General features: G+C 66.2%; 23 protein-coding genes and 1 pseudogene. 5 read left to right on the top strand and 19 right to left on the bottom strand.

Features of this window, described 5'->3' with window-relative positions; translation table 11 throughout:
• Positions 1–138 precede the first annotated feature (138 nt).
• Positions 139–283, bottom strand: a pseudogene (locus ACLF6J_RS11410) (translation initiation factor IF-2 N-terminal domain-containing protein); the annotation flags it as partial.
• 517 nt (positions 284–800) lie between these two features.
• Between ACLF6J_RS11410 and ACLF6J_RS11405 the strand changes: the two are divergent.
• Positions 801–1,262 (top strand): hypothetical protein, encoded by a 462-nt coding sequence (locus ACLF6J_RS11405; RefSeq protein WP_005054965.1) that lies wholly within the window; start codon positions 801–803, stop codon positions 1,260–1,262.
• Positions 1,263–1,342: 80 nt separating this feature from the next.
• The gene (locus ACLF6J_RS11400; RefSeq protein ID WP_005054963.1) at positions 1,343–2,149 is read left to right on the top strand and encodes a metallophosphoesterase; all 807 of its coding nucleotides are present in this window, start codon (positions 1,343–1,345) and stop codon (positions 2,147–2,149) included.
• Here ACLF6J_RS11400 and ACLF6J_RS11395 read toward each other — a convergent pair.
• From ACLF6J_RS11395 to ACLF6J_RS11375, 5 genes are all read right to left on the bottom strand, one after another.
• Positions 2,146–2,553 (bottom strand): hypothetical protein, encoded by a 408-nt coding sequence (locus tag ACLF6J_RS11395; protein ID WP_043341843.1) that lies wholly within the window; start codon positions 2,551–2,553, stop codon positions 2,146–2,148. The two genes, ACLF6J_RS11400 and ACLF6J_RS11395, sit on opposite strands and share 4 nt — an antisense overlap.
• 227 nt (positions 2,554–2,780) lie before the next feature.
• On the bottom strand, positions 2,781–5,024 hold the full coding sequence (locus tag ACLF6J_RS11390; protein WP_101305218.1) for a TniQ family protein: 2,244 nt from the start codon (positions 5,022–5,024) through the stop codon (positions 2,781–2,783).
• On the bottom strand, positions 5,021–6,181 hold the full coding sequence (locus ACLF6J_RS11385; RefSeq protein WP_005055282.1) for a TniB family NTP-binding protein: 1,161 nt from the start codon (positions 6,179–6,181) through the stop codon (positions 5,021–5,023). Before ACLF6J_RS11385 ends, ACLF6J_RS11390 begins: the two co-directional genes overlap by 4 nt.
• The gene (locus ACLF6J_RS11380) at positions 6,178–8,331 is read right to left on the bottom strand and encodes a DDE-type integrase/transposase/recombinase (RefSeq protein WP_005055284.1); all 2,154 of its coding nucleotides are present in this window, start codon (positions 8,329–8,331) and stop codon (positions 6,178–6,180) included. Before ACLF6J_RS11380 ends, ACLF6J_RS11385 begins: the two co-directional genes overlap by 4 nt.
• 56 nt (positions 8,332–8,387) lie before the next feature.
• On the bottom strand, positions 8,388–9,107 hold the full coding sequence (locus tag ACLF6J_RS11375; RefSeq protein ID WP_005055286.1) for a TnsA-like heteromeric transposase endonuclease subunit: 720 nt from the start codon (positions 9,105–9,107) through the stop codon (positions 8,388–8,390).
• A gap of 332 nt (positions 9,108–9,439) precedes the next feature.
• Here ACLF6J_RS11375 and ACLF6J_RS11370 point away from each other — a divergent pair, with 332 nt between their 5' ends.
• Positions 9,440–9,763, top strand: a complete 324-nt coding sequence (locus tag ACLF6J_RS11370; RefSeq protein ID WP_005054589.1) for a hypothetical protein — start codon at positions 9,440–9,442, stop codon at positions 9,761–9,763.
• On the opposite strand, the gene ACLF6J_RS11365 is transcribed toward ACLF6J_RS11370, so the two are convergent.
• The 8 genes from ACLF6J_RS11365 to dnaB form a co-directional block, all read right to left on the bottom strand.
• A complete protein-coding gene (locus tag ACLF6J_RS11365; protein WP_005054591.1) occupies positions 9,760–10,491 on the bottom strand; it encodes a DUF6602 domain-containing protein in 732 nt (243 codons plus the stop codon). The genes ACLF6J_RS11370 and ACLF6J_RS11365 overlap by 4 nt on opposite strands.
• A 165-nt stretch (positions 10,492–10,656) precedes the next feature.
• The gene (locus tag ACLF6J_RS11360; RefSeq protein WP_421076885.1) at positions 10,657–11,088 is read right to left on the bottom strand and encodes a Mov34/MPN/PAD-1 family protein; all 432 of its coding nucleotides are present in this window, start codon (positions 11,086–11,088) and stop codon (positions 10,657–10,659) included.
• Positions 11,033–11,983 carry an integrase core domain-containing protein gene (locus ACLF6J_RS11355; RefSeq protein WP_195692784.1) on the bottom strand — a complete coding sequence of 317 codons (951 nt, stop codon included), beginning with the start codon at positions 11,981–11,983 and terminating at the stop codon, positions 11,033–11,035. Before ACLF6J_RS11355 ends, ACLF6J_RS11360 begins: the two co-directional genes overlap by 56 nt.
• Entirely contained in the window at positions 11,980–12,297 is a 318-nt protein-coding gene (locus tag ACLF6J_RS11350; protein ID WP_195692783.1) for a helix-turn-helix domain-containing protein, read from the bottom strand. Before ACLF6J_RS11350 ends, ACLF6J_RS11355 begins: the two co-directional genes overlap by 4 nt.
• A 226-nt stretch (positions 12,298–12,523) precedes the next feature.
• A complete protein-coding gene (locus tag ACLF6J_RS11345) occupies positions 12,524–13,771 on the bottom strand; it encodes a ThiF family adenylyltransferase (RefSeq protein WP_421076884.1) in 1,248 nt (415 codons plus the stop codon).
• A 55-nt stretch (positions 13,772–13,826) separates the two neighbouring features.
• The gene (locus ACLF6J_RS11340; protein WP_005054597.1) at positions 13,827–14,333 is read right to left on the bottom strand and encodes a hypothetical protein; all 507 of its coding nucleotides are present in this window, start codon (positions 14,331–14,333) and stop codon (positions 13,827–13,829) included.
• Positions 14,334–14,335: 2 nt separating this feature from the next.
• Positions 14,336–15,292, bottom strand: coding sequence for a hypothetical protein (locus ACLF6J_RS11335; protein ID WP_005054599.1), 957 nt, complete (start codon positions 15,290–15,292; stop codon positions 14,336–14,338).
• A 201-nt stretch (positions 15,293–15,493) separates the two neighbouring features.
• Positions 15,494–16,870 (bottom strand): replicative DNA helicase, encoded by a 1,377-nt coding sequence (gene dnaB, locus ACLF6J_RS11330; protein WP_414021151.1) that lies wholly within the window; start codon positions 16,868–16,870, stop codon positions 15,494–15,496.
• A 531-nt stretch (positions 16,871–17,401) separates the two neighbouring features.
• Here dnaB and ACLF6J_RS11325 point away from each other — a divergent pair.
• Both ACLF6J_RS11325 and ACLF6J_RS11320 read left to right on the top strand, forming a co-directional pair.
• Positions 17,402–18,460, top strand: a complete 1,059-nt coding sequence (locus tag ACLF6J_RS11325; RefSeq protein ID WP_244093545.1) for a hypothetical protein — start codon at positions 17,402–17,404, stop codon at positions 18,458–18,460.
• Between the two features lie 105 nt (positions 18,461–18,565).
• Positions 18,566–20,638 (top strand): beta strand repeat-containing protein, encoded by a 2,073-nt coding sequence (locus ACLF6J_RS11320; protein ID WP_421076883.1) that lies wholly within the window; start codon positions 18,566–18,568, stop codon positions 20,636–20,638.
• A gap of 635 nt (positions 20,639–21,273) precedes the next feature.
• On the opposite strand, the gene ACLF6J_RS11315 is transcribed toward ACLF6J_RS11320, so the two are convergent.
• The 5 genes from ACLF6J_RS11315 to rpsF all read right to left on the bottom strand — a co-directional run bounded on the left by ACLF6J_RS11315 (position 21,274) and on the right by rpsF (position 23,688).
• Positions 21,274–21,717, bottom strand: a complete 444-nt coding sequence (locus ACLF6J_RS11315; protein ID WP_134352551.1) for a hypothetical protein — start codon at positions 21,715–21,717, stop codon at positions 21,274–21,276.
• Positions 21,718–22,026: 309 nt separating this feature from the next.
• Positions 22,027–22,479: a 50S ribosomal protein L9 gene (rplI, locus tag ACLF6J_RS11310; protein WP_047523968.1), complete on the bottom strand. Its 453-nt coding sequence runs from the start codon at positions 22,477–22,479 to the stop codon at positions 22,027–22,029.
• A gap of 11 nt (positions 22,480–22,490) precedes the next feature.
• Positions 22,491–22,745: a 30S ribosomal protein S18 gene (gene rpsR, locus ACLF6J_RS11305; RefSeq protein ID WP_017203799.1), complete on the bottom strand. Its 255-nt coding sequence runs from the start codon at positions 22,743–22,745 to the stop codon at positions 22,491–22,493.
• Positions 22,746–22,801: 56 nt separating this feature from the next.
• Positions 22,802–23,314 (bottom strand): single-stranded DNA-binding protein, encoded by a 513-nt coding sequence (locus ACLF6J_RS11300; RefSeq protein WP_045262453.1) that lies wholly within the window; start codon positions 23,312–23,314, stop codon positions 22,802–22,804.
• 5 nt (positions 23,315–23,319) lie between these two features.
• Entirely contained in the window at positions 23,320–23,688 is a 369-nt protein-coding gene (gene rpsF / locus ACLF6J_RS11295; RefSeq protein ID WP_047523969.1) for a 30S ribosomal protein S6, read from the bottom strand.
• Between the last annotated feature and the right edge of the window lie 63 nt (positions 23,689–23,751).

Genomic DNA, 23,751 nt, shown 5'->3' with positions numbered 1-23,751 from the left:
CGCCCGATCGCCAGCCGAACTGTCGAGTGGATGGTGCGGTCGGATCGAATCCCGGCCGATCGACATGCGGGTCTACGTGCTCACGTCGCATCGGCGATGGCCGAGGCGAACCGGGTCGAGGGGGTCGGGCACCGAACGACGCCCTCACCTTGCGAGCAACTGGAGCTTCTATCGATGAAGACGGGCTCTTGACGAACTCACCAAGTTCTCGCAGACGGACCAAGACGGCCTTTGCGTCGACTCCCAGTTCGGCGGCGAGCTCGTGCACTCGCATCTTCGCCATCTGTTCTCCGCTCGTGGTCACTTGGCCCGCTGTGTCTGCCAGGGGCTGTGCATTACCGGCGAAGCCGGGTTGCCAGATCAGTCTGTTGCATGCTGCAGACACCGGCTGCGATGACACGGCTCGATATATCAGTCGCCGTCCGCCGTCCCACCGAGGCGGCGCGCCTTGAGCAGCACGTTCATGTGCCTCGGGTGGGCTACCCATTGAGTTGTGATCGGTCCAGCGCGTCGAGTGAAATGGCCTTCCACCGGCTGCTAGGCCTTGCTGGGCCTCGGGCCAAACGGGGTCCAGGCCCATGCCCGCGACGAACGTCACGCAGCGCTGGATGTCGATGAGGTCTTCTGGGGCCGCTTTCAGCCGCTTGAAGTGTGCGATGCCATGAGGCGAGCATCTCACGACGGGCGAGACTTCCTGAGCGAGAGCAACCACTCGACTCGAACAGGCTCTGACCCAATCAGTGGACACAAATTCACCGGTGTGAGAGACTACTCCGTTCGCCAAACGAAGGGTCTGGCCGATGTCACACTCTGACGGCAACACGGACTGGGGGCGGATCATCCGCGACATGATCGCGCGTAGCACCGACTCTGCCCCCACCGAGCCCGGGGTCTACCGGATGCCGTGTGGGAACTGCTACGTCGACTTCTTCCTCGCCTCGGACGGCACCGAACGGTGGCTCGTCCCAGGCGATGAGCGCAGCTACACCCGCGACACCGTGGCCATCGCTCGCCACGGCGAGCACCCGTGGGAGCGGATGTACACCCTCGGCCATGCCGCCGCCGAGATCCGCCGCCGCGCGACCGCCGACGGCACACCCGTTCTTGTCCTGATCGATGAGCTGGCAGCGGTCGCCGCCACGGAGGATGCGGCGGAAGACGAGGAAATCGCCCGTATCGCCCGGGAGCGTCCCGCCGACAGTGCGGAGGTGGCGCGCTCCGATCTCGCCCGGAAATTCGGGATCGATCTCGACGAACTCTAGGAACATCTAGCGGTGTCTACCGAAACGCTAGACACCGCTAGATTCTGCTAGACATCCGTCACATGCGAGGAGCGTTAGCCGTGAGTGAGTATCCGTGGTTCGACTTCGACCGAGTCGACTACGTCACCGCGGACACCCACTTCAGCCACGCCCGGATCAGCGAACTCGCGGACCGTCCATTCACCACCGTCAACGAGATGAACACCGAGCTCATCCGCCGCTGGAACGAGACGGTCGCCCCGACAGATGTGGTGCTACATCTCGGGGATGTCGCGCTCGGGCCGATCGAGGAATCGATCACCCTCACCGCGCAGCTGAACGGTCACCGGTACCTCGTCCCCGGGAACCATGACCGGGTCTCACCAGCGACACAGTCCAGGAAGGCGATCGAACGGTTCGCGCCGCTCTACGAGGCGGCCGGGTGGACGATTCTGCCGGAGGTCATCGAAGGCACCCGGCACGGCTACCGGATCCTCGCATCCCACTACCCGTACAAGGGCGACTCGCAGGAGTCGGACCGACACACGTCGCACCGGCCCCGCTGGGACGATGGGATCCCGCTGTTGCACGGTCACACGCACGCACGCGACCACGGCCCGAATGGGCACCAGTTCCACGTCGGCGTCGACGCCCACGCATACGCGCCCATCCCGTTCACCGTCATCGACGAGTGGGTCCGGGGCCTACCGGATGTCGAGCCGTGGCTCGATGTGGCGGTCCGTGAAGCCCGTCAACTCCTCGCCAACCTCGACGCCACCGAAACCTCGAACTCCGACGCGATGTTCTACACGATGGGCTACAACGAACTGCGCGTCGCGCTGGAGGAACTCCTCGGCGCGCTCTACTCTTCCCACCCCGACTCCCCCGGGAACACCGCCAAGGCTTAGGACTGCCTCGGACGCGCTTTCGGCGCGGGCGACGGTATGAACAGTTCGCCTGCCGCGGGGCCGGATCGGAGGGTCCGCGGTTCTCGTCGGAAGCGGATCCATCCACAACGCTGCCAGTGCACCATCGTCAGGTACCGCGGCGACGACGACGTCCAGGCAGCCTGATGCTCCGCGGCGCTGAGATCGTGCGACGCGAGCTCCGGGAATACTTCCCGGAAGGTCGGGGATTGGCCGTGTTCGCGGGCGTAGCGATGGAGGAATGTCACAGCGCGACGCGCCCACACCGGCGCCGTCTCGTCAGCGGTGAGTTCAATGAACAGCGGCGCGAGGTGAGGTGCCGACCACGGCTTGTCCTCCCGGCCTGAGTCGGCCGACACCACGCATTCCTTGCCCTCGACCGTCATCGCAGAGATCCCACCCCGGACTCAGCTCCGGTCACGGGTGTCGTCGGGTGCGCGTTGCGTGTCGGCGGGACCCGCAGGCTCCTCGCCCTGATCTCGTCCTCCAGCTCGGCTGCTGGATGAACCCGCATCCATGACTGCCTTCAGCGCCGTGGTGTACTTCTCTCCTGTCACCTTCACGCGTTCCCGCGCGTCGTGCCGCAGCCGACTGGAAGTTCGTTTCTTCTGCGTCATGCCGACGTCCTTCGCGTGTCTGGAATTCGAGTATTCGTCGATGGCTCGACGGGAGTGCTGCGACGGAGTCCGTGAGCCTGTGATGGGCCCCGCGGGGCGGGCGGGTCAGATCGTTGCCTGCCTGCGTCCGAGGTAGACCCGTTGATGCGCGCCCCGCGTGGGCGGACCGGGATGCCGGCGCTATGCAAATGCCGGTTGATGGTCATCTCGCTACAGCCGGCGAGCTGCGCGATCTGTGCGATGGTCCAGTGCTTCGTTTCATAGTGATCGCGGAGCCAACGGGGGTCGAGGTCGAAGGTGCGGGGTCGTCCCCTTCGAGTCCGGGTGCCCGCGTCGGCGAGAATGCGACCCACTGTCTGCCGAGACACCCTCGTGTCTGCGGCGATCGTGTAGGTGGAAGCTCCCGCCGCGTACACCTGCGTCAGCCGGTCTGGTGGCATGGCTTCTGTCGCTGTCGCTCGTGCCGGCCGGATGGGCGGCCACGACGGCGCGATCTGGGGTCCGACTTCCGGGAGCTGAGGGGTGGGTTCGGGTGTCCAGGTGACGGGCTCCTGAATGCCGTTGGCGACGAGGAACTCTGCGGCGATCTGATCGAGCGCCGCCCGCACCGCCGGCGGGAGCTCCTCTACGAAGCGGGCTACGGCGGGCGGGCTCGCCCTGGTCGTGTGCCACGCCGTAGGCATCGCACGCAGCGGGTTCCCGGAGAGTTCTTGGTACAGGGCTGCGCGCGCCAACTCCCAGCGTCGTCCGCTCCCTGGGGACACGCCCGCGTCCCGGCAGAGCTGCCCCCACTGTGATTCGGGCAGGAGATCGGTGTAGTCGAGGTGGCGGCGGCGGGCGTAGTCGATGGGCACGTCTTGCGTGTCCAATAGAGCTGCCAGGCGGAGGACCGCGTGCAGGGTCGTCACGTGGTGAGTGCTGCGGCCCAGCTCACGCATCACGTGCGTCACCTGCCGTGACGGTGCGTGCGGATCGAGCAGCGCGAGCGCGGCGGAGTGTGTGAGCCTCGTGCCGGTAAACACGACCGCTGCTGCCAGCGCGGACGCGGCGATCTCGTTGTCGACCCGCAGTGGGGCGTACTGGGCGATCCAGTCCCCCCACAACTGTGCCGGCACTTTCCGTGCTCGCTCTTCCGGGCTGACGCCCGACGGCGGTGCGGACTGCAGAAACACGGTGGGGCGGCGGCGGCGACCCAGCGCGGCCGCGATCAGGGTCTGTAGTTGTGGTGTGTGCGCGGTGTACGACGTGCTGTGCGCCAGCCGCCCCTGCAGCAGGGAGATGATCGCGGCCGGATTGGTCAGTGCGCGGTGACCGAGGGTGGTGCCGACAGCGGCCCCGACGGCAGAGTCTGGTCGCGCCCGGATCGCCCTCGTCCAGTCCTCGCTCATCTCGAACAGCCCAATGAGCTCCCGGCCCAGCGGGCTCGCGTCGATGCTGTGACCGCCGACGATTGCGTCCCGCGCGGTGCGGGACAGTAGCCGAATGTCTTCCAACACAGGCACGGCCGGCTGCGGTGCATCAGCATAGATCCCGAACTGCGCCTGACCGGTGGAGACGATGCGCATCATCGCCCGTTGCGCATCCAGCACCGCCTGCGGCACCGGCGTGCGGGTCCGGTCCTCGGTGAGGTCCGCGCGACACCGGTTGGCCTGCGGACCCCTCCCCGGACCCCGCACGGGATTGTGGCAACGCCCGGGAACGGGAACAAGTGCGAGCGGGTGAGCGCGGTGTCGGGCAGGAAGATCACAGGTCTGGCACCGATCCACGAGAAGGCGGCGGTGGCGGGCACAGGCGAACCCGAACGGGAACTGCCACGACATCCGCCACCGTCCACCCGAATCGACCAGGCATTCCGGGCAGTATCGTCCCGCGGTCCCTGCAGCCGGGCATTGCGCGCTGATCCGACCCTGCCGGGTATAGCGGATCGCGTGACGGGCGAAGCGCATCCTCGTCATCTCGTGAAACTGATCGGCAGGGATGCCCGTGGAAGCCTCAAGCCGGGCAGCCTGCTCCTCGGTGAGGGTTGTGGCCCACTTGTCCGCCATCCACGCGGTCGCCGATACAGCCAAACCCTTCTCCTGCTCGATGAGACCGAGCGCGCATGCCATCTCGTTCATCGTCGCCCCATAGGTGGCCGCCATCTTCTCCAGCCAGGAATCGAACGGCTCATCCGGCAGTGGCCGCACCCGAAACGGCAGCACCCGCACCTCGTCGGAACGCGTCGCGGCCTTGCCGGTCATGCGGCTGCCACCTCGCCACCCTGGGTCTTTCGGCGGCGGCCCGCTCTCTGGCTTCGAAGCTGCCGTTCCAGCTTCGCCTCCAGCTCACGACGTTCCGTCTCGGCGCCCTCGTCGATGCGAATATCATCGAGCAGCTCCCGATCGATGCGTTCCCTGCCGGTGCGGATTGCGCGCGATGCGCCGCGGCGGATCAGGTCCATCAGCGACCCGATGTTCCCGGTCGTGCGGGCGAACAGGTACCGCGAGAGGTCGACGAGCATCCCGTCTCTCCCGTCGGTCAGCACGAGGGCCTGGTCGATGCCGAACAGCAGCCGGTCCCATTCATCGCGGCCGCGTTTGTGGGCGAGGGTGAAAGGTTCCAGGCTGAGGACTGTCCACCGTCGGAAGGTCTGCGCCATTGCTGCGCCTTCGCCGGTCTGGCCCTCCCCGACGAGTCCCCGCTTGCGGAGGGCGACACCGGCGAACAGGAACGTGGCGTTGTATTCATTCGAGAGCCACTTCAACTGGTTCGCGACCTCTACCCCGTCACGGGTATTCATCCGCAGGAAGTGGAGATCATCAACGATCACCAGGCGCGTGTCGTGGCGTTCGATGCACTCCGCGGCTGCCCGGGCAAGATCTCTACCCGCCATCGAGCGGTGCAGGATCCCGGCGGTGGCGGGGTGGGCGTAGAACCCGAGGATCATCATGTGCAGACCCTTGATCGTCGGCCGGCCCGTCAACGTCACATGACACACCGGCAGGTGCCGCACGTCCCGGTCCTGATCCAGCCACTCCCCGGCCTCCGCGATCCGCTGCTGGTGGAACACTCGACCGAAGTTGTTCACCACCGTGGACTTCCCGAGCGCCGGCGGCGCGTCGATCGCCGCCGCTGACTTCACCCGGTCGGCGTCTTGCAGGTTCGAGTCCAGGATGTCGCCGAGTTGCAACTCGATCTCCTGCACCTGTCGGGTGCGCAGCAGGATGTTCGCGTGCCACTGACGCCGCGCCAAGTCATACCCGACACGCTCCTGCGTGGATAGCGCCGCCAGCCGCTTCAGCGTGAGGGTGTCCGGACGGGTCCGGGCTGGGCGTTCTGCGAAGTCGTTCCACCCCTCGTAGGTGGACAGGCTCCGCTGCCGTGCTCCCGCCTGCGGCTGGGGCTGGGTGGTTGTCATCGGAGCATCTCCATCGGCTCGAAGCGGTAGTCGCCACGGATGGTGGGCTCGTCGATGTCGTCCTCGTCGTCATCATCTCCGGTCTCCGGCACATCGACCCGTGTCCTCGGATCCCTCACCCCGCCGGTCAGCTCCGTCGCCAGGTCCGACCCGGCCGTGAGTTCTGCGTCCAGCATCCGTTGCACCGTCCGCAACGACCACACCCCTTCCGGATCGGGGTTCTTCTCATCCAGGCGGGCCGCCATCCGGGCGCTCATCCGCCGCTCCGACGGTGTCAACCCTCGGCCCGCGCCCCAGTCCTCGAGCAACTGCGCGGCAACATCATCGACCTGCGAGGGGCGGCCCTGCCGGATCGCAATCTTCTTCGCATACTCCAACGCGTCCAAACTGAACGGGGTGTCGAACGCGTCCTTGTGCTCCCACTCCAGGGTGTGCCAGGTGTGATCCTCCGGGTCGTGGAAGTAGATCTTCGTCAGGTCGTCCGGGTTCACCACGAACGGCCACTCCGTGCCCGTGTCCCGGTGGATCGACCGGGCCCGGTTGCGGTACTTCGCCACCGAATCCCCCGTGTAGCGAAGATTGTGAATCTCCACCCCATAGTGGTTGAACTGACGCTTCACCACCGGCAGCAGCTCCAACAGCACATTCCGGTCCGTCGGCATCCGCAGCGAACCCGCGACAGCGAGCCCCTGGTCATACTTCTGCGCCGGACTCAACTTCACACCCGGGAGGCTGGGATCGGCGAGCGACTCATGCGGGCGGAGGTGATAGACCGTCGCGATCCACTCGCGGATGATCTGCTCCAACTGCGGAACCGTATACACCGCCTCACCCTCAACATCGTCCCCACGACCCGACACGTCCGCACCCTTGTAGCCGGGGAGCTCCTGCAGGAGAGAGTCGAGAGTGCGAAAGAAGCGCTCCACCGGGCTCTTGTCGGTGGGCTGGTAGATACGGGCTGGCTGGATTGATATGCCCAGTCGGGCGCACGCGGTGGTGACATGCTCGGAGAGGAAAGGGCGACCGTGGTCCACGACGATCGTCTCGGGCAAGATGCCGGCGCGTGTGAAACGGGCGACATCGGTTCGGGTGGGGTCGACGAGCACCGTGTCAGGCACGCCGTGATACGGGACACGAGCGGCGGTATCCCAACTGCCCGGTAGGTCGAACGGCAGCATCGCTTCGACGAGAACACCGGACACGTCGATGGACTTGGTCGATCCTGGCGTCAAGCGCAGCCCGAGAATGCACCGTGAGTAGAGATCGATCGCGACCGTGAGGTCCGCGCAGACCCACTTGCCCGTCACCGGAGCGACGGCGAACACATTCAGTGGGGTGGTGTCAAGAAGTACGAACTCACCGGGACGTGACGCGGTCAACCGTCCGTAGGGAGCGGCGGGCCGGTTCGCGATCGATCTCTTTGCCTTCGTGGAACCCGCGAAAGTGCCTCGTCCGCGGGTGAGCTCGTCCAAGCCCCGGTATGCGCTGGCGGTGGACGGGAATGTGACGACGTCGGGGCCGTGAAGTCTCTCGATGCGTGCGCGGATCCGGGCGAGGATGATCTTCTTCTGCACCTTGGACTGATCGTCCTGCTCATCGAGTATCGTTCGCGCGGCGTCAACCCACCGCGGGTCGAAGTTTGTCAGTGCCGCACCCGTCCGTGACATCCGGGTATCGATGAGACCCGCTTCCCCGGTGTCTCGATACCGGGAGACCCATCGCTCCAGGGTCCGTAGGCCTATGTCGAGCTCTTTGGCCTTGGCCTTCTGTCGCTCTCGGAGCGGCCGTTGCGGGTGGTACTCCAGTCGTGGCTCGCCCTCTCGGGCGACCTCACGACTGCCCGACCGGTATCCCGTGAGCACCTCACGGACGTGATCCGCCCGATGGTGAGCACCCGCCTGAGCGGACTGGGTTGCGTCCGACCAGACAAGCATCAAAGGTTGCGTCTGCTCGTCGTCGCCCACCCTGCCTGGCACGTGCACTCTGCCGCCTTCCGACTCCGGTTGCAGCACATCGATCATGCGGAGACGGCGAGTGCGCCCATCCGCGGTGCGGACGATGACGGCGCCATCACCGATCTCCGCGACCGTGCACATCTTTCCGTCGTAGGCAATCTGGGCCCCCGGGCTGACCTTCCAGGTGTTCTTCATCGGACGCGTTTCCCTTCTCGTTGATCTGCGGGTGTGTGGATCGTCGCGCTCGACACTCATGTCTCCAGGAGGCTGGTGATGTCGAGCACGCGGGTGAGGTCCGTGTGCAGGCGCCGCGTCCACATCAGGTGCAACACAACGGACCGAGCCAATCGCGGATCGGCAGTGATCGCCGTGACAGCTCGCACCGCTTCGCCGAATGTGACCGGAGTGGATAGCAACTCTGCTGCGCCATCGACTTCGGACTCGAGGAACTGGAAGCGCCGCCTATACCCGGCGAGGAACCGCACGTTCGCCAGCACGACAGGATCGGGCTCGGATTGCACCCGGTACTCCCAGCCGTGCCCCTCGATCACGCGCCGCGACCATCCCAGAGAATCGCGCACTTTCGGGCGTGACAACTTCTCAGCCGGCTTCACATCAACCACGCACCCCGACTCATCGGCGTGGACGAACAGGTAATCCGGGACGTGCTTGCGGCGCGTGCCGCGATCATCGCCGTCGAGCAGAAACGGCTGCGAGAGGATCCACACCACCCGCGGGTCGAAGTCGGCCAGCAGCAGGTTCACATACTCCAACCGCGACTCGTACCCCACCGGGGCCTCCATCGTCGCCGACCAGTACGAGCCGGAGAAGTGTCGCTGCTTGCGGTACCAACGAAACTCCCGCCACGGCACCGCGGTATCGAACTGACGAAGACGAACATCATTCAAGGCGATGACATCGACGTGATCGTCTGACCTGCGAATCTGAACCGTCGACGCCAGCCCGGTCACAGCCCCGACGCTCCCTGGTACGACAACGGAAACGAACCAGCCCCTGCGGTCCGGCGGTTTGTGAACATGTCGCCATCATGGGCGCCCACACACGCGTGCATCCATGCACGAAACCACCACGAATACGTAACACACGTCATACCGAGTTGCTCTTGCGAATCGGTCAATTACGTACTACGTGACGTACGTTCTAGTGAATGTCACATTCACTGTACTCTCGAAACGACCAGAATCAAGTTGTGTACGTCAGATAGACAACACCGGGAAGGAAGTCGCCTCGGAATCACCTCGCGCACGTGCCGGACGTCGGTGACGTATGCGAAACTCGGGGCATGACGATAGTGGAGCCGATCGCACCAGCGGAGTCGCGGCTGTTCTTCGGCAACAGCTACATGAACGCTGTCGTCATAGAGATCGCCGCCCTCGAAGGCGACACCTTCTCTCCCAAGCAGATCGTCGAAGCGACTGGACTGTTGGGGAGCATCGTCCACCCACTGATCCACAAGCTCCGCGACGCACACTTCCTTGAGTTCGTCGGACGCGTGCCCGGAGAGCGGACCCTGCTCTACCGGATCCGTGACAACTACTGGTGGGAAGCCGCGCGACGCTACGCCGCCGACCGGGAAGCCGCATCGGCCGAGCGCACGGCTTCCTAACTGCCTGGGGACTGCAGCGGAACGTAATAGGCATCCAGATCGATTGCTAGAGCTGTTCCCAGCCGGGAAAGTGCGCGATACAGACGCGTCGCGAACCAGATCAGTTCCTGTCCTCCTGGGGAGTACGCGACCCCGTCAGTCTGATCGAAGGCGCCTCCTCGGACAGCAATGCCGAGATCGAGCCCCGTGGGCTGAGGCTCGGTGATCGAGCCCACAGCTGCAGCACCGCGGATATCTCCCCAATCAAGATCCGTGCTGAGAAAGACACCCAGGATCGGCTTGGCTTCCGGATCCTGAGCTGGATACGTACCGCCTGCATGCCGGATCTCCGCTGAGGTGCGGTGAAGTCGGCGAACGCTGGCGACCTTGTCCCGGGCGTAGTCGAGGTTCTCCTTGTTCATTCTGGGCTTCACCTCACAAACGGCGTACAAGCTCTCGACCGGCACGAAGCGGACGTCGCCCTGCTCGAAAAAAAGGGGCGAGTACTGTCGATCGAAGATCGCAATGTCGATCTGTCCGCTCTGTTGCCCGAGGGAGTCGATTGCGAAGATTGGCCCGACCCCGTATCGCTGGGGAAGAAACTCCCGGAGCACGCTGACCCATTGCTCCTCGGTGGCGTCACCCTTGGTGCCGGGATGATCTGTGAACTGCGGCATGAGCCCCAGCCCTGTGAGCATGTGGTCCTGCTTCGCCGTATATGCCTTGGCAAGGTCGAACGGTTCGGACATGGGTGGTCTCGCTTTCAATGGACGCGGCTGGGAGATCGCCCGCGGGGATGGTGTCGAATGTTCGTGTTCGGACGCCACGCGCTTTGTGTAGGTCCACGACGTAGTTCTACCCGTCGCGCATAGCGGTCAGCAATGATGTGGGCAGCGGCCGGTACTGGTGAAACCTCAACTTCGATGTTGGACTTCAGTGGCTTCGCCGGGTGGCATCTGGTTCCGCGAGCCCTGATCGGTTGCTGTGAGTGCGAGCGCGGCACGGTGGAGTTCGATGCCGTCTGGCGATTGCGCGAGCACCCATACGCTCAGGTGCGGGCGGGGATTCGGTGACCCAATAAGCGCGATGAATCGATGGAAGCGAAGTTCCAAGTCGACGAGGTGGGAGATGTAGGTGTTGAGATCCAGCGGGCTGGGTTCTGGCGGACCGTTGGGATGGGTGTGCCATTCTCCGATCCATTGTGAGCGGTCGACCTTGTGGGCGCGGTCCGCGGCGAGTTGGGTGTATTCGAGGTCACGGAGGAAGTAGCCGGGTTGGTGGTGTCCCGCGTCAAGTATTTGGCAGGATTTCTTCTCTTTCGAAGTTGGGGATGGTGGGGTCGGCAAGGCCCAGGTGCACGTCCATCGGCCGGTTCCAGGCGATCGCCTCGTGAGGACGGATCTCGTTGTATTCGATCCGGTAGTCCTCAGCGCGTTCGACGAGCGTCATCGCGTCGGGGATCTCGTCGAGGAACAGCCGCTCGTACTTCAGCGTCCCGAACCCGCGTTCGCGTGACCCGTTCTGCCCGGGCGATTTCACCCGAGTGCGGACGTGCCGCAGCTCGGGGTGACGCAAGATGAACAACTCGAAGTTCATCGACCGGAACGGGCCACCATTGTCAGTCACGAGGGTCACGACCGGCAGCAGCTCGCCGGTCTCCGGGTCGACCTGACACTGATCGACGAGGGGGTGCCCGAACATGCGCTCGTAGTCGGTCAGGGCGAGCTCGACGGCGGCGATCGCGTCATGCTGGTTCGCCGTGGGCGAGGTATGGAAGGGGTGCTCGACCTTGGAGAACCAATCCCGGCACCCCGCGATCCGCCACGTCCCACCCTGGGTGGTCTCGAACTCGCTGAAGTCCAGCTGCCACACCTGGTTCGGGCCCGTCGGGTTCCTCGCGAACGCCGCCTTACGGTCTCTCGCGAGCTCACGGCGCTGCTTCTGATACTCCGACGGCAGGATCAGCCCGTCATCGCGCAGCAGGCGCAGCACGGTCGCCTGCGACACCCGGTGCCCGTCGTGGCGGGTCATCGCCCAGATCTTCCGATGACCCCACGCCGGATGCGCCAGCGCGTGCTTGGTCGCGAGCGGCCTGGCCGCGTCCCGCGCGGGCTGCGGCCACGGACCCTTCGGCGGGCGATCCGCTCTCGCTTTGGCCTGCCAGCGGCGATACGAACGCTCGGGCACGCCCGTCAGCTTGCAGAACCTCGACGTCGGCATGCCCGCCTCCAAACGGATCACCTCGAGGTCCTCGAAGGGCCCAGCCGGCCCTCCGCGCTCTTCTTCCACACCCGGATCTCGACCGCCGCCTCACCGAGGGCCTGCGTCAACTCCGCGACCTCATCCTCGAGCTGCTGCTCCCGGGTCGAGGGTTTGGACTTGCCCGCCTCGATGCCGGCCTTGCCGCCCTCGAGGAACTGGCGCTTCCAGTTCCCGATCGCTTGCTCGGACACCTTCTCGCGGCGGGCGGCTTCGGCGATCGTGATCTCGCCTTGCAACACGGACAACACGATGCGGAGCTTCTTCTCTACCGGGATCGTCGGGGGACGACTCATGCTTCAGACCTCTCAGCTGGGGCGTTGCATCAGCAACTAACTACCCCTGCCAAACATTCTGACGCGCGACAGTGGACGGCGTTCGGACCGGGTGCGGAGGCGGATGTAATGACGAGGGCGTTTTCGTGTCCGAAGAGTGCACCGCCGGTTTCGAGCGTGGGGTCGCTTCTCGCGATGATCGTTCTGATCGATGTGAGCGCACCCTGGGTGATACCGACGGTCCAGCTCACGGGTGGCGATGGCATGCGGGGCAGTCCGGGTAAGGGGGCGTCGCGGAGGACCAGTGCGGGTGGAGTGCTCGTCGCGCATCGAAGGGGGCGGCGTAGCCGGGTGATGGGCGGAGGGCGATGACGAGGTTGTCATCGGTGAGGGTCTGATCGACTTCACCGGCGTTTTGCAAGAGAGTCGCGACGGCGACTTTCGCTGCGATGCTCCCAACGAGGTGAAGGTCTCCACCTATTGCGGTCATCGGGTTGTGTCGGGTGCCGTCCCCGTAGCCTCGGTCCAGGCTCGGTTCGGGATCGATCATTCCGTTGTCGCGCATGTATCGACGCTGACAGTCGAGGCATCCGACCTCGGGCAGTGCACGGATGCGCAGAATCTCTCCGTATCTGCCGTCGGCGAGGACGCAGGCGAACACAATCGGTTTGCCCGCACGGCGTGCAAGGTAGTTTGCGACGCGTCGGGGTTCGACTCCGTCGACGGTGCAGATGATGATGTCGGCGGCGTCAATCAGGGGTCGGGTGATGTTGGCGTTGGCGGTGAGGTCGATGGGCCATGGGCTGATGTTGCTTTCCGGCCACTGCCTGTTCAGGGATGCCTTTAATCCATCCACTTTGGACATTCCAACGCTCGCGGCAGCGAGGACGTGCCGGGGAACGTTGTGGAAGAGGATCTTGTCAGGATCGACCAGGTCGATGTGGCCAACTCCGTAGCTTGCGAGTGCTTCGGCTGCGGCTCCTCCGATGCTGCCGGCGCCTAGCAGGAGCGCCCGCGAGGTCGAGAGGAGGCTGGTTGGCCAGAGGCTTCCAAGGGCGGTCACATGCTGGGTTCCGTCCTGGATGTCCAAAGAAATGGGGCGGACGGTGTCGTTCGAGATCGTCCACGCCGACCAGGCCGGAAGCCGTTCCCCATCGCGGATCTCCGGAGGGTCGGGACAGAAGGTCACGGCGATGTGCCATTGGCCGGGAAGCGGTGCGATCGCCTGCGGGACGAGGGTCTGGAAGGCGTCGAAGGGCATTGTCGCGTGTTGGTGGGTGAGAAGGTACGCGCAAAACGCGGCGTCCGCCGGCACTCGGTACCAGTGGCCGACGCGATTGAAGTCGGCGACCGTGAGGAAGTGGTCGGGATCCTCCGTGAGATGGACGAGGTCCGAGTCTTCGTTCGAGAGGGCGACGACTATGGCGGCCTTGTCCGGTGCGGACAGACGGCAGGTGAGATTGCCCCACGCGTACGACTTGTCGATGACCTCCATCGCTTCGGTGGGCAACAGCACCAGCCAGTTCTCGCCACTCATGCGCTGTGCTCGGTCACGCTGTCTCTTCCGCGGTCGCGGTGATCAAGTGATCGAGTTGCTCGTCGGTGACGATGCCGTTGACTGTCATGTTCGGGATCTTGCCGCGCTGAAACAGGGCGAACTCGATCATCCATCCCGACGCTTTCAGGATCAGATCGCTGGTCCGCGAGAAGAGGTCCCACTGGTCGGCATCACGGAGCAGGCAGAGGCCGCCATTGGGGAGCACGTGGTACTGGGTGAAGCTTCGCAGGGTGACGTCGGGCTGCGGTTCCAAAGGGTAGAGGATTGGTGGGACCGCGGGGAAGCCGTGCCCGTACGCGACCCGCGCGCGCAGCGGCTGGTCGACGAGGTTTGACAGCCCGGCTGGTTCGGGTCGTGTGAATGGCCATACCGGGAGTGCGCCGCTGAAGTGACCGGCACCTTCGGGCGTCCACTCGAGGGCGGGGGCCACCGAACCGATGTCGTCGATCTCCTGCGCGAGACGACCCGGGTCATCCTCCCACCAGCTGCGGAGGATCAAGGTCAGCCCTGCGGGGAATCGCGAACCGGACGCGGCCCAGTCTCTCCCGCTCCACCGGGAGGCAGTACGAGCGGGAACGCAGTCCCGAAGACGGACTGCCAGTGACGTGTCGCGGCCGGCTGATCATTGGAGGCGACGGCCCGAAGCGCCGCGACGGCGTCAGCTGCTGCATCCTCTAGGGACCTGCGCAGACCGGCCACGTCCAGACTCGGCTGGATCAACCCGGAGAGCTCCGCGGGATCTTCAACGCGCAAGGAGTGCGTCGAGGCGTTGACGAAGAAGTTCTTCAACGCCTCGGGTCGGTTGTTGCTCACCGACAGGCAGTCCAACGCGAGAACCTCCATCACGAGCGACTTGACCGTGCCGGTCACATCTTCATGCTGACGCGACCAGTACTTGAGGACCCGGACCAGCGGGCGAAACAACGACCAGTCCTGCTGCCGCCGTGCGACCTCGTTGATGAGGTACTCAGGGTCTGCGAGCGACCAGCGCTCCTCCTTCTTGAACGGGATCAGGATCCCGTCCGGACGTCGCAACGCTGGCATCACATCGACAGTGAACGCGTTGTCCTGCTCCGGCGGATCGACGAAACACTTCGCGGCGCGATTGCGGTCGGCGGTGCGGATCAGGCGCACCAGCTGCGCGCGCGATCCGTGGGACACGGAGAGGAGATCGTTCACCAGATCATGGCAACGCTCGATCGCCTCTTCGGCAGAGCCCCCGTCCTCGCCCCAGTCCGGGTGCTCGTCCTGATCGAACTCGACCACGAGATCCACATCATGCACCGGCTGCAGCTGGGTGCTGCGGGCGAGCGAACCCGACCCCCACACCACCTTCACATCCGGCGCGGTCAGCAACGCGGACGTGAAGGTGTCGCGACGGTCACGGGCAATCTGCACGACCTTCACATCCGCGTCGACAACCGACTGCAGGGTAGCGAAAGACTCGAGAACCGTCATGGAGCACCTCTCCCCAGCGGCCCGGGTGCGGGCGCTGATTCAGCGTACGGCCGACCTCGGACATCTTGCGGAAGAGTCGCCGTCTCTCGTCCCGCATACTCGGCGCCCTCACGTCCGACTACATGCAGCGTTCTCAGGAACATGGCGGATCCGCCATTTGTCCGCCACTTCATCTGAGAATCCGCCATCTTCGCCGAGAACCTACAAGTTGAAGTCGCCGCCGGGAGCCATGTCGGCGAAGCGTGAGTAGTGACCCTGGAACGCGACGGTGATCGTGGCGGTCGGGCCGTTGCGGTGCTTGGCGACGATCAGGTCGGCTTCACCGGGTCGCACGTCTTTGTCGTAGACGGAGTCGCGGTGCAGCAGGATGACCATGTCGGCGTCCTGCTCGATCGAGCCCGACTCTCGCAGGTCGCTGATCGCGGGCTTCTTGTCGGTGCGCTGCTCGGGGCCACGGTTCAGTTGCGACAGGGCGATGACCGGAACCTGGAGTTCTTTGGCGATGAGCTTCAGGCTTCGCGAGAACTCCGAGACCTCCTGCTGTCGCGACTCGACGCGCTTGCCCGACGTCATCAGCTGCAGGTAATCGATGATGACCATGCGCAGCCCCTCGCGCTGCTTGAGGCGACGGCACTTGGCGCGGATCTCGACGAGCGTCATGTTGGGGCTGTCGTCGATGTAGAGCGGCGCGTCGTTGATGCGTCCGCGGGTCGCGGCGACCGTGGTCCAGTCGCGGGGGTCGAGGTTTCCCTTGCGCATGTTCTGCAGCGGGATCGCACCCTCGGCGCTGAGCAGACGCATCGCGATCTCGCTCTTGCCCATCTCGAGGGAGAAGAAGACGGACGGAAGGTCATGGCCGATGGAGGCCGCACGCGCGAAGTCGAGCGCCAGCGTCGACTTACCCATGGCGGGTCGCGCGGCGACGACGATCATCTGACCGCCGTGCAGACCGTTCGTGAGTTCGTCGAGTTCCTTGAACCCGGTCGGGACACCGGTCATCGAACCGTCACGACCGCTCGCTGCCTCGATCTCTTCGAGCGCGGCATCGACGGCGATCTGCAGGGGGACGTAGTCCTCCGCGGTCTCGGATCCGGTGATCGAGTAGATCTCGGCCTGCGCGTTGTTGACGAGGTCGGTCGCGTCACCCTCGCCCGCGTAGCCCAGCTGCACGATGCGGGTGCCGGCGTCGACGAGTCGGCGCAGGATCGCACGCTCCGAGACGATGCCGGCGTAGTAGCCCGCATTCGCCGCGGTGGGGACGATCGAGGTCAGGGTGTGCAGGTAGTCGGCACCGCCGGCGCGACCGAGCTCGCCCGTCTTGATGAGCTCGTCGGTGACGGCCACGACATCGGTGGGCTCGCCGTGCGAGTACAACGAGAGGATGGCCTCGAAGATCAACTCGTGCTTCGGGATGTAGAAGTCGGCGCCCTTCAGCGTCTCGATCACATCGGCGACCGCGTCCTTCGACAGGAGCATTCCGCCCAGAGCACTCTGCTCGGCGAGAAGGTCGTGGGGAGGCGTGCGCTCCGGCCCGCGCGACGAACCCATGCGCTCCTCTGAGATGTCGGCGATCGACACAGTCTTCCCTTCGATGCGACGTTTCCGATGCGATGCCCTGATGAGGCGTCTCGACGGCTGAGCCGTCTGATCCTCGACCGTCACGCCGTCCTGCACAGCGAAACAGGTGCCTCCGACATTCGGTCGCTCGCTCACGCTACGAGCGACTCTTTCCCCATGCAACACGGCCTGTGGATAACCATGTGGAAAGCGTGCGGACAAAGTCGGAGTGTCTGTGCACAACAGGTGTGGATAACCCCGTGGAGTGCTCCGACTTAAAACTTTTTTATCGTGCTTGAGCAGGGCTTTCCTGTTTCCCCACCCTGTGGATGAGAATCAGTTTAAATCGGGCGTTGAAGGTTGGCCCCGTCGGGGATGGGATGTGTAGAACCTGGGGAAAGTCAAGCCGAGATTTCGTCGGGCGCGTCACAGGCCGACATCGGCGGAAACTCGCGGATACCCCCCTAGACAGACGGTCGGGACGCGAGTATCGTCACCCGCAATCGACGCATCTGCGCCGAGGTGACGTTGCCTTCGGAGGGGGAGGTCGACGTGGACGTTCGGGCCACCCGACGCGGCGTTCCAGCCGCCGTCCTCTGGGGTGCCCTGGGAGTGCTCGCCTGGGCGACTCTCGCCGTCTTCCTCGGAGGCGGATCCGCGCATGCGGACGACCGCGACGATGGCCCACTCGACGGACTCACCTCGCTCGTCGGCGACACCGTGTCGAGCGTGACAGCTCCCGTGAAGCCGGTCGTCACGGAGGTTGTCGCTCCGGTCGTCACCAAGGTGGTCGCGCCGGTCGTCACCAAGGCCGTCGCACCCGTCGTCACCAAGGTCGTCGCCCCCGTGCAGCAGACCGCACCGGCGGTCGTCGAGACCGTCACGGAGACGGTCGCCGCGACTCCGGTCGTCGGCACCGTGACAGCGCCCGTCGTGCAGGCGGTCACGGAGACGGCGCACGACGTGGTCGCCCCCGTCACGGCGGTGCTCTCCGACGCACCGGTCTCGCAGATCACCGATCCACTCCTCGACACCGTCGCCGGCCTTCCGCTCGTCGGAGGACTCGTCACCGATCTCGGCGTGATCACGACCGTCGACGACCTGGTCGACGTCGTCGACGACACCACAGCCGTTCTCGGCGGTGTGGTGGAGTCGACCGTCCCGCCCGTGCTCGACGCCCTGGACCCGACGACACCCGATCCCGCACCGGGTTCCGGAGTGGTCGTGGAGCCCTCGACGCCCGGCGCCACCACGGTCGCGCCCAGAGATGAGGCCGCGCCCGGACCGGCGCCGTTCTCGGCGTCGTCCCGGGTGCTCGCCGGCGCGGCATTCGTCGCGACCGCTCCGACGGTGTCGACCGGGTCTTTCGACACGGTCGGATCCGGCGCCGACGCCACCGGTGCGCCCGAAAACTCTCCCCCGGGAACCCTCCCGGGCGGCCCTGTTCCCGCGTCTTCCTCCGCCGGTTCCGGCGGAGGGGCAGGCGCTGCCCACGCGCGCCTCAGCGACGTGGATCCTTCTCCGCTCCGTGCTGGCGAGCGGACCTCCGGCGCATCCGACGACGCTCTTCCGACGTCGCCGGTCGCCGACACCGACGTCTCTCCTGACTGACGGACCGTCACGTCGTTCCTTCGGGGACGACAGATGCCGTGCTGCGCGCGCACGTCGATCGCGCGCACCCATCAGACGATCCCATCATCAGTCAGGAGAACGATCATGCGCACGTACATCAAGCGGGCCCTGTGGGGCACGCTCATCGCCGGGGGCATCACGCTCCTCGGTGCGACGGCCGCCAATGCGGCCGAGACGACCGGAGAGGACGGGTTGCTCTCGGGCACCCAGGCGGAGACAGCGATCACCGCCCCGATCACGGTCGTCGGCAACGCGATCTCGGTGCTGGGCGACACTGTCGTCTCCGCACCGGCACCCGCGCCCGCACCGGCACCCGCCCCGGCACCCGCACCCGCCCCTGCACCCGTCACCAGCGGGTCGGACGGCACGGCATCCGGCACCCAGGCCGTGGTGACCGTGAACCTTCCCGTCACCGTGTCGAACAACGCGGTGAGCCTGGTCGACGACAGCTCCTCGACCAGCGCCCCGGCCGCGGCTCCCCAGACCCCGGCTCCCCAGTCCGGGACACCGGCCGAGGCGCCTCTCGTGACCACGAACGGCGTGGACGGCGTGCTCTCGGGCACGCAGGCGCTCCTCGCGGTCAACGCACCGATCACCGTCACGGGGAACGCGATCTCCCTCGTCGGCGACAGCGCCAGCACCGGCACGGGCACGCAGGGAGCCGCAGCACCGGCACCCGCCACCCCCACCGACGCAGCCACCTCCGGCGAAGACGGCATCGGCAGCGGCACACAGGTCGTCGCGCCCGTCACAGCACCGATCACCGTCACGGGGAACGCGATCTCCCTCCTCGGCGACAGCGCCAGCACCGGCACGGGCACGCAGGGAGCCGCAGCACCGGCACCCGCCACCCCCACCGACGCAGCCACCTCCGGCGAAGACGGCATCGGCAGCGGCACACAGGTCGTCGCGCCCGTCACAGCACCGATCACCGTCACGGGGAACGCGATCTCCCTCCTCGGCGACAGCGCCAGCACCGGCACGGGCACGCAGGGAGCCGCAGCACCGGCACCCGCCACCCCCACCGACGCAGCCACCTCCGGCGAAGACGGCATCGGCAGCGGCACACAGGTCGTCGCGCCCGTCACAGCACCGATCACCGTCACGGGGAACGCGATCTCCCTCCTCGGCGACAGCGCCAGCACCGGCACGGGCACGCAGGGAGCCGCAGCACCGGCACCCGCCACCCCCACCGACGCAGCCACCTCCGGCGAAGACGGCATCGGCAGCGGCACACAGGTCGTCGCGCCCGTCACAGCACCGATCACGGTGTCGGGGAACGCGATCTCCCTCCTCGGCGACAGCGCCAGCACCGGCACGGGCACGCAGGGAGCCGCAGCACCGGCACCCGCCACCCCCACCGACGCAGCCACCTCCGGCGAAGACGGCATCGGCAGCGGCACACAGGTCGTCGCGCCCGTCACAGCACCGATCACGGTGTCGGGGAACGCGATCTCCCTCCTCGGCGACAGCGCCAGCACCGGTACAGGCACGCAGGGAGCCGCAGCACCGGCCACTCCGGCCATCGGCGGGAACACCACCAGTGGTTCCGACGGCGTCCTCGGCGGCACCCAGATCACCGCACCCGTCACCGCCCCCGTGGGCGTGACCGGCAACGCGATCTCGCTGCTCGATGACGCGACCGTCACCGGCACCGGCGGGAACACCTCGGCACCGGCCACCCCGACCACCGGCGGCATCACCACCAGCGGTCTCGGCGGCATCCTCGGCGGCACCCAACTGGCACTGCCGATCAGCCTTCCGATCACGCTCGGCGGCAACGCCATCTCGGTGCTCGGCGAGGCCGCGGTGACGGACCCGGGAACGGACCCCGGCACCGACCCGGGAACCGACCCCGGCACCGACCCGGGAACCGACCCCGGCACCGACCCGGGAACCGACCCCGGCACCGACCCGGGAACCGACCCGGGAACCGACCCGGGAACGGATCCGGGCACGGACCCCGGAACGGACCCGGGAACGGACCCCGGCACTTCGACCGGTTCCGCCACCGCTTCGGGCGCGGCGTGGACCGGCCAGTCGACGGGGCTCGCGATGACGGGCGGGGGCTCATCGGCAGGACTGATCGTCCTCGCCATGATCCTGCTCGCCCTCGGAGGCGCGGGCCTTCTGCGACGTCGCGGAGCGTCGGCGTAGGGAGAAACGCCGGCGGTGCGGCTGTCCTCGGGGGAGGAGACCCCGCACCACCGGTGCGCCGACGCGTCATCACCCACCCCATCGCGACGGGTTCGTAGCCCCCAGCTCCCCGTCGCCGGACGCCGGCGCAGAACGGGCGGATGCCCCGTGGAAATCCCACCACGGGGCATCCGTCGCGCCCGTCCAAAGCATCCGAGGTCCACTTGTCGGGAGCCTGGGCAGATGCAAGGAGAAAGTAGCCTCGAACGCCGTCTCCGGACGGATTCTCCCGACAGGTGCACCGCCAACCGGCGAGGAGGCAGCGCGGGAAGACCGAGTCAGGGGATGTCGTCGACCTCGCCGTACGGGATGATCGCCGCGCGATACCGCTCCACGAGGTCACGCCATCCGAACCCCTCGGAGGCTTCGGCGATAGCCTCTCGCAGGTGCGTCGGGGACGCGCTTGACCATGGTCACTGCTTCGGTACCGGCTCACGCGTCGCCGCCACCACGGCCGGGGTGTAGCGAGTTCGGCCGCATAAGACCGGCACTGCTGTCGTTCGATGGGCCCGCGGACCATCGACCTTGAGGCCAGTTCCACGCTCTCGTGCTGCTGAGATTCCTCGCCGCCGACGGGGCGGACGCCGGTGCCTGGACTAGACGAGCAGGGCGCGCGACGGCGCGGAGTCCGCAGCGAGGACGAACGCGCTCAGCCGCCGGGAGATCTCTTCCGCCTCTGCTTCCTGCCGGTGCAGGAGCTCGTGGGTGAGACGGTCGGCCGGCGTCGGGTCCGGCGACCCCTCGAACGACATGGGCAGCGCCGCGCACTGCGTGTGCCCGCAGAGCAGATGCGCCAGTTGGTGGACCACGACGTGCAGCCGGTACCACCGCGGGTCGGATTCCCGGAGGAGGATCCGCGCGCGATCACCGTTCACGAGCACGAAGGGCGCGATGCTCGCCCACTCCCCCTCGCCGAGCAGCTCGACCTCGATGTCCACCCCCTGCAGGACCGACACCCGGTCCGTGATGCACTCCACACTTGCGCCGCATTCGACTTCCAGCTCCTCGAAGAGCTGAGTCACTCCGTTTCGTCCGTTCATGAGGCCCCTCCGCCCGATGAGCTCGCACCGTGATCGGCCGAGCATTGCTCCCACTAATGAGACGGGTCGAGGGCACGTCTCATTACGCCGATATATTGGCGACTTTCGTCCAGATCTCTCGCCGAACGTCTAAGCCTCGCCGACCAGGTCAGAGGACGCGCGGAGCGGATACGTGAGGGGCACTACTGAATCTCGGCGGCGCTCCCCACGCGGTCGACCTACCCCGTGTCCTCGTGCGGCCGTGCCCTCACGCCCCGGAGACGCCGAACGCCCCCTCTCCCGAGGGAGAGGGGGCGTTCGAGAACAGCGTTACTTCGCGGCGATGACCTGCAGCGTGATGACTGCAGTGACGTCTTCGTGCAGACGCACGGTCGCCTCGTGGTCGCCGGTCGACTTGATCGGCGAGGTGATGTGCACCTTGCGCTTGTCGATCGACCCCAGGCCGGCGGCTGCGACAGCATCCGCGACGTGGTCGGTCTTGACCGAGCCGAAGAGACGACCCTCCTTGCCGGCCTTGACCGTGAGGCGCACCTTGGTGCCCTCGAGAGCGTTCTTCAGCGCGACAGCGTCGTCACGATCGTGGATCGCGCGTGCCTGACGCGCGGCCTGGATCGATGCGACCTGCTTTTCGCCACCGCGGGTCCACGCCGTAGCGAAACCCTGGGGGATGAGGAAGTTCCGGGCGTACCCGTTCTTGACCTCGACCACGTCACCGGCGCTACCGAGCCCGGCGACCTCATTCGTGAGAATCAGCTTTGCCATCTCGATACCCCTTACCGGCCGGCGCCAGCGTAGGGCAGGAGCGCCATTTCGCGCGCGTTCTTGATCGCCGTGGCGATCAGACGCTGCTCCTGCACCGAGACACCGGTGATACGACGGGCGCGGATCTTGCCGCGCTCCGAGACGAACTTGCGAAGGGTGGCGACATCCTTGTAATCGATGACACCGACCCGGATGGACTTCGCGGGAGCAGCGTTCTTCGCGCCCTTCCGCGGCTTGCGGCGGTCGCCGCTCGACTTTCCAGCCATTGTTTTTCCTTAGTGATGAGCGGATGCCGGCCCTGCGGACCGGATCCAGAAGTTGTTCAGAACGGAGTGTCGTCGCCGAAGCTGCCCGGAGTGCTCCAGGCATCCGCGCTGGTCGACGAGCCGGGCGTGGACCACGGCTCCTCCGACACCTGCTGCTGCGCGGGGCGAGACTGTCCGCCGCCGCCACCACCGGCACCGCCGGTCGAGGCCGCGCGCGTGACCTGAGCGGTCGCGTACCGGAGCGAGGGGCCGATCTCGTCGACCTCCAGCTCGATCGCGGTGCGCTGGTTGCCCTCGCGGTCCTGGTAGGAGCGCTGACGCAGACGGCCCTGCGCGATGACGCGCATGCCCTTCGTCAGCGAGCCCGCCACGTGCTCGGCGAACTCGCGCCACACGGATGCACGGAGGAACAGCGCATCGCCGTCCTTCCACTCATTCGCAGCGCGGTCGAAGTTCCGAGGCGTCGAAGCGATGGTGAAGTTCGCCACCGGCAGCCCGTTCTGCGTGTAGCGCAGCTCGGGGTCGGCCGTGAGGTTTCCCACCACGGTGATGACGGTTTCGCCAGCCATGGACGTCAGGCCTTCGCAGCCTTGGCGGCCTTGCGAGCAGCCTTCTCTTCGCTGCGCTTGGCCTCGGAAGCGATCATCGCCTGAGCCTCTTCAGCGCGGAGGACCTTGGTGCGCATGATCTGCTCGTTCAGCTTCAGCTGACGGTCGAGCTCCTGCGTGGCTGCGCTGGTCGCGGTGAAGTTGACGACGGCGTAGATGCCCTCGTTCTTCTTCTGGATCTCGTAAGCGAGACGGCGCTTGCCCCAGATGTCGACGTTCTCGATAGAGCCACCATCGTTGGTGATGACCTTCAGGAACTTGTCGAGCGTCGGGGCGACCTGGCGCTCGTCGATCTCGGGGGTCAGAATGACCATGAGTTCGTACTGGTGCGTCACTTACCCACCTCCTTCGGACTAGAACGGCTCTCGGGACTTTCCCGGGAGCAGGAGGGTGTGTGC

It is taken from the genome of Microbacterium sp. IO18, assembly GCF_049099505.1.
In the GTDB taxonomy this organism is placed as follows: Bacteria; Actinomycetota; Actinomycetes; order Actinomycetales; family Microbacteriaceae; genus Microbacterium; species Microbacterium aurugineum.
This window is presented reverse-complemented; position numbering and strand designations above follow the sequence as displayed.